10 protein-coding genes are annotated in these 15,729 nt (G+C 64.1%); 7 read left to right on the top strand and 3 right to left on the bottom strand.

The annotated features are described in order from the left end of the window. The first annotated feature begins 289 nt into the window (after positions 1-289). The 5 genes from GQO94_RS09740 to GQO94_RS09760 all read left to right on the top strand — a co-directional run bounded on the left by GQO94_RS09740 (position 290) and on the right by GQO94_RS09760 (position 7,939). Entirely contained in the window at positions 290-1,522 is a 1,233-nt protein-coding gene (locus GQO94_RS09740) for an amidohydrolase family protein (protein ID WP_232332861.1), read from the top strand. 122 nt (positions 1,523-1,644) lie between these two features. After that, positions 1,645-2,151 carry a hypothetical protein gene (locus GQO94_RS09745; RefSeq protein ID WP_232332862.1) on the top strand — a complete coding sequence of 169 codons (507 nt, stop codon included), beginning with the start codon at positions 1,645-1,647 and terminating at the stop codon, positions 2,149-2,151. A 122-nt stretch (positions 2,152-2,273) separates the two neighbouring features. Next, entirely contained in the window at positions 2,274-4,559 is a 2,286-nt protein-coding gene (locus GQO94_RS09750) for a TonB-dependent receptor (RefSeq protein ID WP_156840966.1), read from the top strand. Between the two features lie 211 nt (positions 4,560-4,770). After that, the gene (locus tag GQO94_RS09755) at positions 4,771-6,591 is read left to right on the top strand and encodes a DUF885 domain-containing protein (protein ID WP_156840967.1); all 1,821 of its coding nucleotides are present in this window, start codon (positions 4,771-4,773) and stop codon (positions 6,589-6,591) included. Positions 6,592-6,613: 22 nt separating this feature from the next. After that, a complete protein-coding gene (locus tag GQO94_RS09760; RefSeq protein ID WP_156840968.1) occupies positions 6,614-7,939 on the top strand; it encodes an amidohydrolase family protein in 1,326 nt (441 codons plus the stop codon). A 235-nt stretch (positions 7,940-8,174) separates the two neighbouring features. Here the strand turns inward: GQO94_RS09760 and GQO94_RS09765 are convergent, their stop codons facing one another. From GQO94_RS09765 to GQO94_RS09775, 3 genes are read right to left on the bottom strand one after another with little or no spacing between them, the layout of a single operon-like run. Next, positions 8,175-9,662, bottom strand: coding sequence for an indolepyruvate oxidoreductase subunit beta family protein (locus GQO94_RS09765; protein ID WP_156840969.1), 1,488 nt, complete (start codon positions 9,660-9,662; stop codon positions 8,175-8,177). 15 nt (positions 9,663-9,677) lie between these two features. Then, a complete protein-coding gene (locus GQO94_RS09770) occupies positions 9,678-11,807 on the bottom strand; it encodes an indolepyruvate ferredoxin oxidoreductase subunit alpha (protein ID WP_156840970.1) in 2,130 nt (709 codons plus the stop codon). Between the two features lie 7 nt (positions 11,808-11,814). After that, positions 11,815-12,594, bottom strand: a complete 780-nt coding sequence (locus GQO94_RS09775; RefSeq protein ID WP_156840971.1) for a cyclase family protein — start codon at positions 12,592-12,594, stop codon at positions 11,815-11,817. An 80-nt stretch (positions 12,595-12,674) separates the two neighbouring features. Between GQO94_RS09775 and GQO94_RS09780 the strand changes: the two genes are divergently transcribed. Both GQO94_RS09780 and GQO94_RS09785 read left to right on the top strand, forming a co-directional pair. Then, positions 12,675-13,145: a MarR family winged helix-turn-helix transcriptional regulator gene (locus GQO94_RS09780; protein ID WP_156840972.1), complete on the top strand. Its 471-nt coding sequence runs from the start codon at positions 12,675-12,677 to the stop codon at positions 13,143-13,145. 91 nt (positions 13,146-13,236) lie between these two features. Further along, positions 13,237-15,525 carry a bifunctional salicylyl-CoA 5-hydroxylase/oxidoreductase gene (locus tag GQO94_RS09785; RefSeq protein WP_156840973.1) on the top strand — a complete coding sequence of 763 codons (2,289 nt, stop codon included), beginning with the start codon at positions 13,237-13,239 and terminating at the stop codon, positions 15,523-15,525. Positions 15,526-15,729 lie beyond the last annotated feature (204 nt).

The following is a 15,729-nucleotide window of genomic DNA, read 5'->3' on the forward strand; positions in this document are numbered from 1 at the left end:
GCGATCCTAGCGCGTTGCGGCATTTGCGCATCCTCGGTGGCGTTCGCGACCGCATGGAGCAAAACCGAAATAATTCAGTAGGTTAGGGAAAAATGACGACTTAAATTGCGGTAATCGCAACAAGATACGCATCTTGCACGCATTGTGCGCAGCAAACTCTGCGTCATGCTGGAAGCACGCCACGCAGGCACACCATTGCATCGTATGCGGGAGTACAACGAAGATGACATCGCGCCGGACAAACACGCTTCGCTCGCTCGTCGGGGGTAGTGCGGCATGCATCGCGCTGATGGCGAGCCTTCCCGCATGGGCCGCCACGGTCGCGCTTACCGGCGCGAATGTCGTCGATATCGACGGCGGGGCTCCGGTCCGCAACGCGGTAGTGGTGATCGAGGATGAGCGCATCGCCGCTATCGGCCCGGCCACCACGACGCCCATTCCCGCCGATGCGACCGTCATCGACCTTCCGGGCAAGTGGCTCATTCCGGGCCTGATGAATATGCACGTCCACCTCGCGCTCAATCTGCCGGGCGCCGCGCGAGTTTATAACGAAAGTCATGAATCGATCGCGCTGCGCATGCTCGACAACGCGCAGAAGTCGTTGCGGTCCGGTGTCACCACGGTCCGCTTGACCGGCGCGCAGGAAGGGATCGACTTCACCGTCAAGAAGATGATCGACAACGGCACTTTCGAAGGACCGCGGATTCACACGGCGGGGACCTCGATCGTGCCGACTGGCGGGCACGGCTCGTACGAAGTGAATGGAGTTGCCGAAATCTCGCGCGCGGTGCGTGAGCAGATCAAGCAGAGCGCGACCTGGATCAAGCTGGGCATCTCGGGCGGTATCTCGGACACGCACGGCGACATTGCTGCCTCGCCTTTCACCGATGACGAATTGCGCACTGCGATCGAAGTCGCGCATCGCAATGGCGTCAAGGTCACGGGACACAATGGCTCACCGATCGCCGCCGAAGTGGCGATCGATGCCGGCATCGACGGGTTCGAGCATGGCTACTATCTGACCGCGCCGGTTCTGACAAAGATGAAGCAGAAGAACATCTGGCTGGTCCCGACGATCGTCGTCACACAGCCGGGCGCGCGCGAGTTCTACAAGAAGATCGGTTCGCCCGACTGGTATCTCGATCGGGTCGATACCGCGGGCAAGACGCACTTCAAGACGCTGCAGGAAGCCATCCGGATCGGAACGCCGATCGCGCTGGGCAGCGATCAGTATCCGTGGGAGCCGAACTCGGGCACGACCGCCACGATCCGGGAAGCGGAACTTTACGTCCAGGCGGGGATGACGCCGCTGCAAGCGTTGCGTTCGGGTACGATTGAATCCGCCCGGATGCTGGGGGTCGACAACGAAGTCGGCGCGCTGCGCCCCGGCTACTTCGCCGACATCGTTGCGGTGGATGCAGATCCCACGGCGGACATCGCCGCGCTGCGCTCCATCAGTTTCGTGATGAAGGGCGGCAAAACCATCGTCGATGGAGCCTCCCCGCCGCAAAGCCAGCTCTAATTTGCGTTTGTCGCAATGAATTCCACTGTTCGGTGTCATTGCAACAAATTTGTAACTGGCAGACACTTCGAGTGACGGCGAAGGAAAATGCCGTCCGCATAACCGGGAAGTGGGGGTTTCGCGTGTATCGATCGACTGGCCTCAAGGCCGCCGTCACCGCCTTGCTACTGATGGCCTCACCGGTGCCAGCCCTCGCCCATGCCGAGGACGCGCCGGTGGCGACGTCCGACATTCTGTCGCAGATGTTCCTGTGGTGGAACGGCGCATTCAAGACTCCGGGCGCCTTCACGAGGGAGAACTTCGCCAAGTTCTTCACCGAGGATGCAACTCTCACGCTCAACGGTCGGGTTTCCATCCAGGGGCTCGATCAGTGGGCGTCGAGCTTCCAGGCGAACCAGGCTCGCGGCGGTGTGGTGGAGATCGTGGTTCCGTTCAAGGAGGTCTTCGAGGCCGGAGACCGGATCTACACATACCACGTCATTCGCTCGCGCCGGCAGGGCAAGGTGGACTGCATGCTGGCAGCGGGACATGCGACGCTGCGTGACGGCAAGATCGCGTCGATCGTGCTTGTGCGCGCGCCGCTCGATCCGGCCAAGGACACACTCGACCCGCAATGTTGGGCGCAATGATCGGCGCAGCCGGTCCGCAGCCGGACGCTCATCCCGCAATCACTTCGGAATCCAGACGCTAGACCATCCAACACAGCCGGTACGAACCGCAAAAGCAGACCGGCGCATCAAGGGGTTAAAACATGAGGCATAATCATCGCAATTCCGGGCTCCGCAATGCCCTGCGCTTCGGTGCGCTTCCGGCGGTCGCGGCCGTGCTCGCCGCCGCTCCCGCACATGCGCAAGTCGCTGATGACGCGGGCATGGGCGCTCCTGACGCTATCGTCGTAACGGCCCAGCGCCGTACGGAATCGATCCAGGACGTTCCCATCGCGATCACCGCGATCGGTTCCGAGCAGCTCGAGAACCAGAACGTGCGCGGCGTCGAGGACTTTTTCGCGATGACGCCGAACGTGTCGTTCCAGTCGAACGGCGCGCGTGACCGCAAGGACCTTTCCATTCGCGGTATCTCGAACCAGCTCAACCCTTACGCCGACGTGCGTCAGTCGAGCTACGCGTTCTACATCGACGAGTTCAGCGTCGTTGCCGGCACCAGCAACCCGCAGATCGTCGACCTCGAGCGCATCGAAGTTCTGCGTGGTCCGCAGGGTACCTACTTCGGTCGCAACGCGGTCGGCGGCGCGATCAACGTGATCACCAAGAAGCCGGTCAACGAATTCGAAGGTGAGGTGCAGGTCGGCTACGCCAGCTTCGACACGAAGCGCGCGCAAGGCGTGCTCAACGTTCCCGTGATCGACGGCCTGCTGGCGCTGCGTGCCTCCGGGCAGTGGGAAAAGTCCGACGGCTACATCAAGAACATCAACCCGATCGGTGGCGGCAACGACAGCGAATATTACACCGGTCGCATCCAGGCGCGCCTGACGCCGCTCGACAACCTGACCTGGGACTTCACTTATAGTTTCTCCGACGAAGAGATCGGCATGCGCAACGGCGTGCCGACCGGTTTCGTCACGCGGACGTGGGCATCGGTCTACTACGGCACGACCGCCGGCCTCATCGGCAACCCGGACGGCGTCGGCTTCTATCCGAAGAACAAAACGCGAGTGAACTTCAATCGTCCGCAGAGCGTCGGCGGTGATTTCGATTACTACAGCACGCGCGCCGTGTGGGACTTCGGGCCGGTAGAACTGACCGCGGTCGGGGGCCACCTAAGCTCCCGTGTGTTCAATTTCGGCGACGTCGATGGCGGCAGCATCGATTTCTTCTACGAAGACCTCGATCTGCGCCGCAAGTCCACCAGCGGCGAATTGCGCCTAGCCTCCACCGGCACCAACTTCCTCGACTGGAGCTTCGGCAGCTCATACGGCAAGGATACGGGTGTCAGCGATCAGAGCACCTATCACGGGGCCAAGAGCCCTCTCTGCCCTGAAGATACCGGCGGCAAATGCGAAGGGCTCGAAGTCACCGGCGCCGACGGCCGCAGCAGCTCGCGCTACTTCGCCATGTTCGCGCAAGGCACGCTCAACTTCACCGAGCAGCTTTCGTTCACGGCCGGCTTGCGGTATTCGTGGGAGAAGGTGACGAACAACTCGCAGACGCGGTCGAACACCATCGTGACCGGCGTCAACGACCGTTCGGCCTCGTTCGAGGACGTCTCGCCCAAGTTCACGCTGACCTATAAGCCGAACCCGGATCTGATGGTCTACGCCACTGCGTCGCGCGGCTTCAAGGCGGGCGGCACGCAGACCAGCAACTCGGCGCAGCTGCGCAACGAGTTCGATCCCGAGACCTTGTGGAACTACGAAGTCGGCACGAAGTTCAGCCTCTTCGACAACCGTCTGCGCTTCGACGTCACCGGTTTCTACATGGACTGGAGCGACGTTCAGCAGACAATCCGCTTCCAGTTCATCGATCCGGTCACCGGCCTTCTGCGCGGCGTCAGCGGTATCGCCAACGCTGCTTCGGCCGAAAGCTACGGCGTGGAAGCCAGCATGGACGCGCGGATCACGCCCGAATGGACGCTCGGCGCACAAGTCGGCTACAACAAGACGAAGTACAAGGACTATCCCAACGCGCTCATCGACGGGAACATCCTCGACTTGTCGGGCGAGCAGCTCACCACCGCGCCCGAGTGGACGCTGGGTGCGCAGACGCAGTACACGCTGCCGATCACCGATACGTTCGACGCCTTCGTGCGCGGCGAGTGGAACTTCCGTTCGAAGATGATCTCTAACCCGTACTACTACCTGTACAAGGATGTGCCGGGCGAGCCGTTCCTCAGCCCGAGCTATCACAACGTGAACTTGCGCGCGGGCGTGGAGAACGAGACGATCCGCGCGGTCCTCTACGTCGAGAACCTGTTCGATGCCGACTACTACGCCAACGCGTACGAGAAGGCCTTCTACAGCGGCGTGCAGGTCGAACCGTCGTTCCGCGAGTTCGGCGGGAGCGTTAGCTTCAAGTTCTGATCGGATTGCGGCGAAGGAGCGGGGGCCTAACGGCTTTCGCTCCTTCGCTCCATCGTACGGCTGGCGAGTGTGGCCGGGGATGGGTACAAATTCAGTGAGCTCGCATTTCGCGTCGGTCCGCGCCGGGATCGCAAGGGGGCGGGACATCGCTGCCAGAACCGCTCGTCGATACGAGAAGAGAGGAAATTGCTGACGTGAGGGATTCGACCAAATGCTGACCGACCGACGCCGCCTGCTGCAGGCGGGCGCCGCATCCGGCGCATTCTTCGCGATGGCAGGGCCCGGACGCGCCCTTGCCGCGTCTCCCGCCGATGACGCGCTTGAAGCGCTGTTGCAACGGCACACCGAGGCGTTCCTGCGCCGCTCGCCCGAAGAGGCGACGGGCAATGGCTTCGATACCGGCGCCAACCTGTTTTTGCGCTCGCGCCTCGACGATCGCTCGCTGTCGGCGATGGCGGGGGACAAGGCCGCCGTGAAGCAGGCCTTGGCGGAATTGCGCGCCATCCCGGCTACCGGGCTCTCGCCGCGCGCCGCGCTCGATCGCGACGTGGCGCTCTACGTTTACGAAACGCTCGACCGGCTACTCGGCTTCTACGGCTATGCCGACATGAACCTGCGGCCGAGCCCCTATGTCGTGAGCCAGATGAACGGCGCCTATTACTGGCTGCCCGACTTCATCGGCGGGCGTCACCCGATCACCGACGCGGCGGACGCCGATGCCTGGTTCGACCGGCTTGGCGCGCTGGCCGTCGCGCTCGATCAGGAAAGCGAGCGCATTTTGCACGATGCCGCGATCGGCGTGGTGCCACCCGATTTCGTGATCGCCAAGACCATCGCCCAAGTGAAGGGGCTGCGGGATCGACCCCCGCTCGAATCCGCGCTGATTGCGCCCGCGCTGAAGAAGCTCGTTTTGCTGGGGCGTGAGGGTGATGCGCAAAAGGCTCTCGCGATCTTCAACCAGCGCGTTGCCCCCGCACTGACGCGCCAGATCGAGGCGCTGGAAGCGATCGCTCCGAAAGCGACGAGCACGGCCGGCGTCTGGGACTTGCCCGATGGCGATGCCTATTACGCCAGCGCAGTGCAGGCCAACACCACCACCGACATCGACCCGGGCGATCTGCATAAGCTCGGCCTCGATCAATGTGCCTCGCTGATTGCGCAGATCGACACGCTGCTCAAGGCCGAAGGCATGAGCCAGGGGACGGTGGGCGAGCGCATCGCCGCGCTCAACGTCGATCCGCGCTTCAAGGTCAGCGACGACGATGCGGGCCGCGAAAAGCTGCTCGAACTGGCGCGGGGATACATCACGGACATCACTGCGCGCCTTCCCCAGGCCTATGGCATCGCCACGGTCGATCCGATCGTGGTGCGCCGTATTCCGCCCGCGATCGAGGCGGGCGCGCCCGGCGCATTCTACACCGAAGGGGCCGAAGGCGAGCCCGGTATCTATTCGCTCAATCTGCAGCATCCGGGCGAACACTCGCTGTGGCGGTTGCCCACGCTGACCCATCACGAGGCAGTGCCCGGCCACCACTTCCAGTACAGTGTGCTGCGCCATGCGCCATCGCTGCCGCTGTTCCGGCGTGTGGTGCGCTTTTCGGCGTATACCGAGGGGTACGCGCTCTATGCGCAGCAGGTGGCGGCGGAACTCGGCGTTTTCGACGGGCAGCCGTTCAACCGGATAGGCGAGCTGCAATCGCAGCTGTTCCGCGCCGCGCGCATCGTCGTCGATACCGGCCTGCATCACGAACGCTGGACCAAGGATCAGGCGATCGCCTGGATGGTCGAGAACGCGGGCGAGCAGCCTTTGGCGACCGAGCGTGAAGTGACGCGCTATGCCGTCTATCCGGGGCAGGCCTGCAGCTTCAAAGTGGGCGCGACCCGCATCGTCGATGCGCGCGAAGCGGCGCGCAAGACGATGGGCCCGCGCTTCGACGTGTGCAAGTTCCACGATCTCATCCTTACGTCCGGACCGATGCCGATGGCCGTGCTGGAAAAAGCCGTCGCCCAATGGGCTGGCGGCGCGACCTGACCCCGAACTGGAGATAGTCACGATGAAATTCGCAAAACTGCGGCGCTGGATGGTCGGCCTCGCGGCCGGGCTTTCGGTGACGGGCGCGCAGGCGCTGCCGACCGCCGCCCCGGTCACCCCGACGCACGACGACACCACGATCGCGCTGACAGACGCGAATGTCGTCGCCATCGACGGCGGCGCGCCGATCCGCAACGCGACGGTGGTCGTACGCGACGGCAAGGTGGTCGAAGTCGGTCCCTCGGCCAGCGTCGCGGTCCCCGCGAATGCCAAGGTCGTGCCGATGGAAGGGCGCTGGCTGATCCCCGGCCTGATGAATATGCACGTCCACTTCGGGCTCATCCTGCCCGGCGCACAGGGCGCTGAACTGGCGAACGAAACGCAGGGCGAAGAAGCGCTGCGGATGGCCTCGAATGCGCGCAAGTCGCTGCTGGCGGGAGTGACCACGGTGCGCCTCACCGGCGAGACGCACGGGGTCGACTTCGGCTTGCGTCGCGCGATCCAGAAAGGCGAAGTGATCGGTCCGCGTATCAAGACGGCGGGCGAGATCATCGTGCCGACCGGCGGCCATGGCTTCCTCGAAGCGGACGGACCCTATGCGCTGGCGCACGCGGTGCGCGAACAGATCAAGCAGGGCGCGGACTGGATCAAGATCGCCATCTCGGGCGGCATCGCCGACACGCATGGCGCGATCGCCGCCGCGCCGATGACGGATGAGGAGCTCTCGACCCTCATCGACGTCGCGCATCGCAACGGCATTCCCGTGACTGCGCACAACGGTTCGCCGCAGGCCGCCGAGCAGTCGCTCAAGTACGGCATCGATTGCTTCGAACACGGCTATTACCTGACCGAAGCGAACCTCAAGGAAATGAAGGCCAAGGGTACCTGGCTGGTTCCGACCATCGTCGTGACGCAGCCCGGCGCCCGCGAATTCTACAAGAAAATCGGCTCGCCCGACTGGTATCTGGCCCGCGTCGATGCGACCGGCAAGGAACACTGGCAGATGCTGCAGAACGCCATCCGTCTCGGCGTCAACATCGGCCTCGGCACCGATCAGTTCCCCTTCGAACCCAACGACGGCACCACCGCGACCGTTGCCGAAGCCGAACTTTACGTGAAGGCGGGCATGACGCCGTTACAAGCGCTGCAGGCCGGCACCACGCAAACCGCCAAGATGCTCAAGATGGAAAACGAGGCTGGCCGGATCAAGCCGGGCTACTTCGCCGACATCGTCGCCGTCGACAGCGATCCGACGCAGAACATCTCGGCGCTGCGTTCGATCAGCTTCGTGATGAAGAACGGCGTGATCTATCGCGACGACAGCAAGGGCTACATGGCGCAGTTCTAACAGCCACGCCGCTACAAGGCTCTCGACAGAGAGACCCGCCTCCCGAAGCCAGCATGCCAGGCTTCGGGGGGCGGGTTTTTTGCCGTTTGGCTGATTGAAATTGCGCACCCACCTCCGCTCAGCCTGAGCTTGTCGAAGGCTTTGGCGCATGGCCTTCGACAAGCTCAGGCTGAGCGGAGGTTGGAGTTAGAAGGAGGAAGGAGGAAGAGGGGCTTTCCGCCCCAAGCGGTGTGTCTCAGCCAGCCTGCTGCGCGGGCGGGGCGGCGGCGCTTGGCGTAAGCTGCGCATCCTCACCCGAGAGCGCCAGCGCTTGCAGGCGGGCGAGGGCATCGGCATCGAGCCGTTCCGAACGGTAAAGCTCCACGATCCGCGTGTAGTTGCGCAAGCCGCGTTCGAACGTATCGCCATAGCCCTTTATCATGCGCTGCAGCCGGACGAGTTCGAGCGCCACGTCGAGGCGTCCCACACGCGCCGCCTCGGTCACCAGCGTCAGCCATTCCTCGATCCGCGCCTGCTCCTCACCGTAGCGGAGAGAGCGCGGGCGCATCGGGCGCATCGCAGCTACGGCGCGCAGCATCAGGAACCAGCGCAGGCTGGTGGTTTCGACATGGCGACCCTTGGTGAAGAAGCGTCCGAGGAAGCCCGACAGCCGATCGCTGGACAGAATGCGCTGACCGATCGAAGCCGGCAGCATTTCGCACATTTCCTGAAGGCGCGGATGCATGAATTCGGTCACGGTGACGGTCTGGCCGTCCTGCGCGCGCACTTCGCCTTGCACCCGCGCGAAACGCGAGGCGCGGGTCTTGAGGTCGGCGACGCGGATCGTGTCCTCGTAGCTCATCCACAACGCGAGGTGACGCGCGGCTTCGGTGGTGAGCTCGTAAGGCGCCGCATCGAGCGCCGAGATCGGAGCGAGGCGATCGAGATAAAGCGCGGCATAAGCCCCGTCCTGCCAGTCCATCAGGCGCGCGACGCCGTGCAGCGCATGCTCACGGGCGGGCTCGGGCAGTTCCTCGGCGATGCGCTTTGCGAGCCGGCGGCCCTGCTCGGTCGTCGGTTCGGGAACGGCCACCGCTTCCGTGATCGGCGAGGCGACGGGCTTTTGCGCTTCGGCAAAACCCTCGTCGAAACCCCGAAAATTGCTGGCAACGGCAATGCCGCTTTCCTCGATCGCGTGGCGATAAGCTTCGGTCGGCAGTGGTAGCGCTTCGCTACCCGCCAGCGCGCCGAACAGGATCGCGCTGATCACCGAACCGGAGCGTTCGGTCGCGGCGTCCATGTCGAAGCCGATGAAGCGGCGCGAGCGCGCGTGCGCGGCCTCGATGATCTTGTCGCCGTTGCCGCGACCATCGGCCATCGCCGACTTCTCGCCGATGGCATAGATGCGGTGGGTCGAGCCGATCAGCGTGGTGCGCTGGGCGGTCGAAAACCCGCGCAGCAGCGCGCGCCCCGTTTCCATCAGTTCGGACGCCAGGACTACGTCGACATCGCCGGGGATCGGCATCTGCGCAAGGATGGGCAATTGACCCTCGACGCCCGGCTTCGCCAGTTCGACGTAGTACACGGTCGACCCGGTGCGCTGCGCCACCCCCGGAACCGAGGTTCCTTGCGCCAGCCAGCCTTCGCGGCGGGCGGCGGTCTGGATCCAGTCGGCCAGCACGCCGCCGCCTTGTCCGCCGAGGGCAAGGATGGCGATGGTGTAGCGGTCTTGAACGGGGGCCATGGTGTCTCTCGTCTTTTAAAAGGCGCGGGCGAGGCGGCCGCGCTGTTCGCGGGCCTGGAACCAGCGGATCACGGCGCGGCGAATGCGGTCAGCAGTGCGCTCCAGCCAGGTCGGGTTGGAGACGATGCCGGCACGATAAAAGCTCGGGCACAGGACCGCCGCGTGACTGACTTCTCCACACAGCCCACAGCCTACGCAGGAGTTCTCGACATGCGCGATGGGGTCCTGCCGCAAGGGATCGGGGTTGGGCTTGATCGTCAGAGAAGGGCAACCCGAAAGCCGGATGCAGCTGTGATCGCCGGTGCAGGTGTCTGGATCGACCCCGAACCGTTCGCGCACCACGCGTTCGCCCGCCTTCAGTGCGGCGGCCGTTTGCTTCTTCTCACGGCGCTGGCGATTGAGCATGCATTCGGACTGCGCGACGATGACCTTGGGGCCTTTCTCGGGCGTCGTCAGCGCCTCGCGCAAGGTATCGCGCATGCGGGCGACATCGTAGGTCCGCGTGATCTCGCGCACCCATGTGCCGCCGACGCCGCGCACCGCGCGCGCGATCGGCGTCTTGGTGACGCGTTCGTCGTTATCGGCGCGCGAAGACAGGATATCCTGCCCGCCGGTGGCCGCCGAATAGCCGTTGTCGACGATGATCGTGACGGTGTCGTCCTTGTTGAACACCGAATTGCCGATTCCGGAGGTGAGGCCGTTATGCCAGAAGCCGCCGTCGCCCATGATCGCGATGGCGCGCTTGTCCTTGGGTTTGAACGCCGAGGCGCCCGCGCTGCCGAGGCCGTAGCCCATCGTCGTGTTGCCGATGTTGAACGGCGGCAGGATCGAGAAAAGGTGGCAACCTATGTCGGCGGAAACGTGGCTGGGACCAAGTTCGCGCTCCACCAGCTTCATCGCGGTGAAGATCGGGCGTTCGGGGCAGCCGGTGCAGAACCCGGCGGGGCGCTGCGGGATTTCCGTGGCGACGGGGGCGGGCAGGAGATCCGAGGGGAGCTTCTGCGGCGCGATCTCCGGGGCGTATTGCGCCAGATAATCGGCCAGTCCGTCGGCGATGACTTTGCCGGTATATTCGCCCGCGCGCGGCAGCACATCCTTGCCCACGATCCGCGTGTCGAGCCCGGCGCGGCGCACCAGCGTGTTAAGCTCATGCTCGATGAATTCGGGCTGGCCTTCCTCGACGATCAGGACCGATGTCTTGTCGCGACAGAATTCCGCGACTTCATCGGGAATCAGCGGATACGTGACGTTGAGGCAGTAAATCGGCAGGTCGCTCTTGCCGAAGGCATCCGCGAAGCCGAGCCGCTCCATCGCGCGGTTGAGGTTGTTGTAGAGCCCGCCCTGGACGATGATCCCGATGCCGTGCGCGGCTTGCGGGCCGAACCACTCATTCAGCCGGTTGTCGCGAATGAAGTCGATCCCCGCCGGCCAGCGCTTCTCGATCTTCTCGTGTTCGTGGAGGAAATTCGCCGGCGGCAACACGATGCGCTGCGTGTCGCGCATTGGCGCGTCGGCTGCATCGGATACGGTCATCGGCGGACGCTTGTTGTCCTTGGCGACGAACGAGCCTGTCATGTGGCACGAGCGGACACGCAGCTGCAGCATCACCGGCGTGTTCGAGGCCTCCGAAAGCTGGAAGGCCTGTTCGACGGAATCGACGATCGAGGGCAGGTTGGGGCGCGGATCGATCAGCCACATCTGCGATTTCATCGCGAAGGCATGCGTGCGCTCCTGCATGATCGAGGAGCCTTCGCCGTAATCCTCGCCCACGATGACGAGCGCGCCACCGGTGACGCCGCCCGACGCGACGTTGGACAGCGCATCGGACGCCACATTGGTGCCGACCACCGACTTCCATGCCACCGCGCCGCGCAGCGGGTAATTGACCGAAGCCGCGAGCATCGCTGCCGCGCTCGCTTCCGAAGCGCTCGCCTCGTAATGCACGTCCAGGCTTTCCAGCAATTCGCTGGCGTCGGCGAACACGTCCATCAAGTGGCTGATCGGCGATCCCTGGTAGCCGCCGATATAGGCGACGCCCGATTGCAGCAGCGCCTTGGTGACCGCGAGAATGCCCTCGCCAGTGAAGGTCTCGCCTTCACCAGCGGTGAGCTTCTTGACTTCGGACTTGAAGGAACGCTCCGCCATCGTGCGCTCAGTTCGCCACGAAGGCGAGGACGCGCATCGGGCTGCCCGAACCGTCTCGGATCTTGAGCGGGGCGGCGACCACGATCGCGCCCTTGGGTGGCAGCTTGTCGAGATTTTCTAGACACTGAAGTCCGTACTTACCCGCGCCGTGAAGCAGGGTATGCGCCGGATACATCGGCTCGAGCAAATGCGCTTGGCCGGGGTCCGTACCGATCGTTTCGACACCCAAACCGAGGACGTCGCGGTCGATCAGAGCCTGCACCGCGCTGGTGTTGGGACCGGGCGTGTGCGCGCCATCCTCGCGGCGGTTCGTATAGGCATCGCCATCCAGCTTCGACCAGTCAGTGCGCAGCAGCACCCAGCAGCCTGCGGGAATTGGCCCATGTTCGGCCTCCCAAGCGACAATGTGGCTTTCCTCAAGCAGGAAGTCGGCATCTCCCGCGCATTCCTTGCTGACGTCGATCACGCAGGCGGGGCCGACGAGCTTTGCGGGGGGTACCTTGTCGACCGTGTTGTCGGGCAGGTCCTTGCCCGAGACCCAATGCACCGGCGCATCAAAGTGCGTGCCGGTATGCTCGCCCACCGTGAAGTTGTGCCAATGCCAGGCGACGCCGCGTTCGTCATAGCGCGAAATTTCCTCGCGCGAGAAAGCGGCGGTCTGGCCGAAGGGTTCGGGAAGGACCAGCAGGGGGGTGTCCTCGGACAGTTCCTGGGTCAGATCGACCACGGTGATGCCGCCGGTAGCGAGGCCTTGCGCGAAATCCGTAAGGAGTTGGTCGGTGGACATGCGATCTCCTGTGTACCAATAGCGGAAAAGGCTAACACAGATACTTGCATATGCAACAAAAAACGAGAAAGGCGCCGAGCATGGCCAAGACCGAGGATCTGAGGCCCTTCGGCAATCCCGGATCGGATGATTTCCGGGTGGAAGCCTATCCGTTCTATCTGATCAATCGACTCGCCAATCGATACAATGCCGCGATCGAGCCGGAACTGCGCGCAATCGGCATCGACATCCCGACTTGGCGCGTGCTGATGATCCTGGGCGAGCACGAGCCGGTCGCGATCGGGCAGATCGCCAAGTCGGCGGTGATCAATTTGTCGACGATGATGCGGATCGTCGAGCGGATGGCGGACGCGGGCCATGTCACCACGATGCCGAGCGCGCAGGATGGCCGCGTGACCGAAGTGGGGCTGACCGATCAGGGACGCGCCACGCTGACGCATGCGCGTCGAGTGACGGCGCCGCTCTACGACCGGATCATCAAGGGCTTTTCGGCCCGCGATTTCGCGCGCACGCTCGAACTGCTCAACCGGCTGCACGACAACTTGGACTGACTGTAGACCGGCCGGTGGGGCAGGCGCTTCAAACCACTTGCAAATGCAACCATTATATTTTAGGTATAAACTAAATTGAATGGAGGCGTCGATGCGCATCGCATGCTTGGGGGGTGGCCCCGCCGGATTGTATTTCGCGATTTCGATGAAGTTGCGTAATCCCGCGCACGAGGTTCAGGTTTTCGAGCGCAACCGGGCGGGCGATACGTTCGGCTGGGGTGTGGTGTTCTCGGACCAGACGCTCGCCAATCTCGTTGCCAACGACCCGGTCAGCGCCGCCACGATTCGCGACAGCTTCGCGCATTGGGACGATATCGAGGTCTCGGTCGGTGCGGACTCGATTACGTCTTCGGGTCACGGGTTCATCGGCATCGGGCGCAAGCACTTGCTGCAGATCCTGCAGGCGCGCGCAGCCGAGCTGGGCGTCGTCATGCACTTCGAGCACGAGTTCGAGGCCGATCTTTCGGCGTACTCCGACTTCGATCTCGTCGTCGCGGCGGATGGCGTGAACAGCAAGGTGCGCACCGCCCATGCCGAAAAGTTCGACGTCGACATCGATACCCGCCGCAACCGGTTCTGCTGGCTGGGAACGACCAAGCTGTTCGATGCTTTCGCCTTCCTGTTCGAGAAGACCGAGGCCGGCTGGATCTGGGCCCACGCCTACCGTTTCGACGAAACCCATTCGACGTTCATCGTCGAATGCGCGCCCGAAACCTGGGAAGCGCTCGGCTTCGACAAGATGGACCAGGCCGCCGCCATCGCCTTGTGCGAAAAGATCTTCGCGCGACATCTCGATGGCCATCCGCTGATCGGCAATGCCGGGCATCTGCGCGGATCTGCGGCCTGGATCAATTTCCGCCGCGTCGTGTGCCATCAGTGGTCCTTCGACAATGTCGTGCTGCTCGGCGATGCGGCGCACACTGCGCACTTCTCGATCGGATCCGGCACCAAGCTGGCGCTCGAGGACGCGACCAAGCTGGCGCAAGTGCTCGATCGGCCGGGGATCGACGATCGCGAGGCGCTGCGTGCCGCGCTGGCCGAGTATCAGGAAGAGCGGCACGTCGAAGTGCTCAAGATCCAGAACAGCGCGCGCAATTCGACCGAATGGTTCGAAACGCTCGACCGGTATCTCGGCTTCGAGCTGCCGCAGTTCGCTTATTCGCTGATGACGCGCTCGCAGCGCGTCAGCCATGAGAATCTGCGGCTGCGCGACCGGACCTGGCTGGAGGGGATGGAGCGCTGGTTCTGGGAAGGCAACGCGCAGCGCAACGTGCCGGTGCAACCCGTGTTCACCCCGTTCAAGCTGCGCTCGCTGACTCTGGCGAACCGCGTCGTGATGCCGGCGATGCTGACGTATTCTGCCGATCCGGAAGGACGCACGACACCGTTCCACGCGGTCCATTACGGCGCTCGGGCTTTGGGTGGGGCAGGCTTGATCGTCACCGAAATGCTTGCCGTATCGGCACAGGGCCGCGCGACACCCGCTTGCCCGGGCTTGTGGAACGATGATCAGATCGAGGGATGGGCGGATATCAACGCTTTCGCCCACACGCATTCGAAAGCGCATACGTGTGCCCAGATCGGGCATGCGGGCGCCAAGGCGGCCTGTGCCGTGCCGGGCGACGGCGTGGGTTACGACGTGCCGCTCGACAAGCCATGGCCGATAGTTTCCGCCAGCGCCGAACCCTGGCGCGAGGGCGGACCCGTCCCCGAAGCTCTCTCCGAAGAGGCGATGGCGGCGACCGTCGCGGATTTCGTGGCCGCCACCCAGCGCGCCGAGGCGGCCGGGTTCGACATGCTCGAAATCCAGGCAGGACACGGCACTCTGCTTTCCAGCTTCATCACGCCGCTGATGAATCACCGCAGCGACGCCTTTGGCGGCGATCTTGCAGCGCGGATGCGCTTCCCGTTGCAAGTGGTCGAGGCCGTCAGGGGCGCCTGGCCGGCGGACAAGCCGCTGGCAGTGCGCATCTCGGCGCATGACTGGATGGGCGAGGCGGGGATTACCGCCAGCGAGGCGGTCGAGATCGCGGCGATGCTGCGCGAAGCGGGCGTCGACCTCATCGACGTTTCTGCGGGTGAGACCAGCCCTTCGGCACGTCCTGTCTATGGCCGCATGTTCCAGACGCCGTTTGCCGATCGGGTGCGCAATGAGGCGGGAATCCCGACCATTGCCGTCGGCAACATCACTGATGCCGACCAGATCAATTCGATCCTGACGGCCGGTCGCGCCGATCTGGTCGCGCTGGGACGGCCGCACCTCGCCGATCCGCACTGGACGATGCGCGCTGCGGCACAAGCAGAGCATGGCGAGTTCTTCGTGCCCCTTCCTTATCGTCCCGGGCAGGATCAGGCGTTGCGATCCGGCTCGCGCGGCTGAGGAACGGGGGGTGCCGAGCCGGACGGTTGGCGCAGGCCCTTCGCCAAGCTCGGGGCGAACGCGATTGCGAGGGGCCGAACCGCAGCAGCCGCAGCGCCAAGTCAGCCTGACCCCGCATCCGCAAGGACTGAGCCTGTCGAAGCCCACGCTCGACGCCGCAGCTTGGGAATCGACTTCCCACGGAGGCACGCTATGGCGATCCGC

Source organism: Novosphingobium aquimarinum (assembly GCF_009746585.1).
GTDB lineage: Bacteria > Pseudomonadota > Alphaproteobacteria > Sphingomonadales > Sphingomonadaceae > Novosphingobium > Novosphingobium aquimarinum.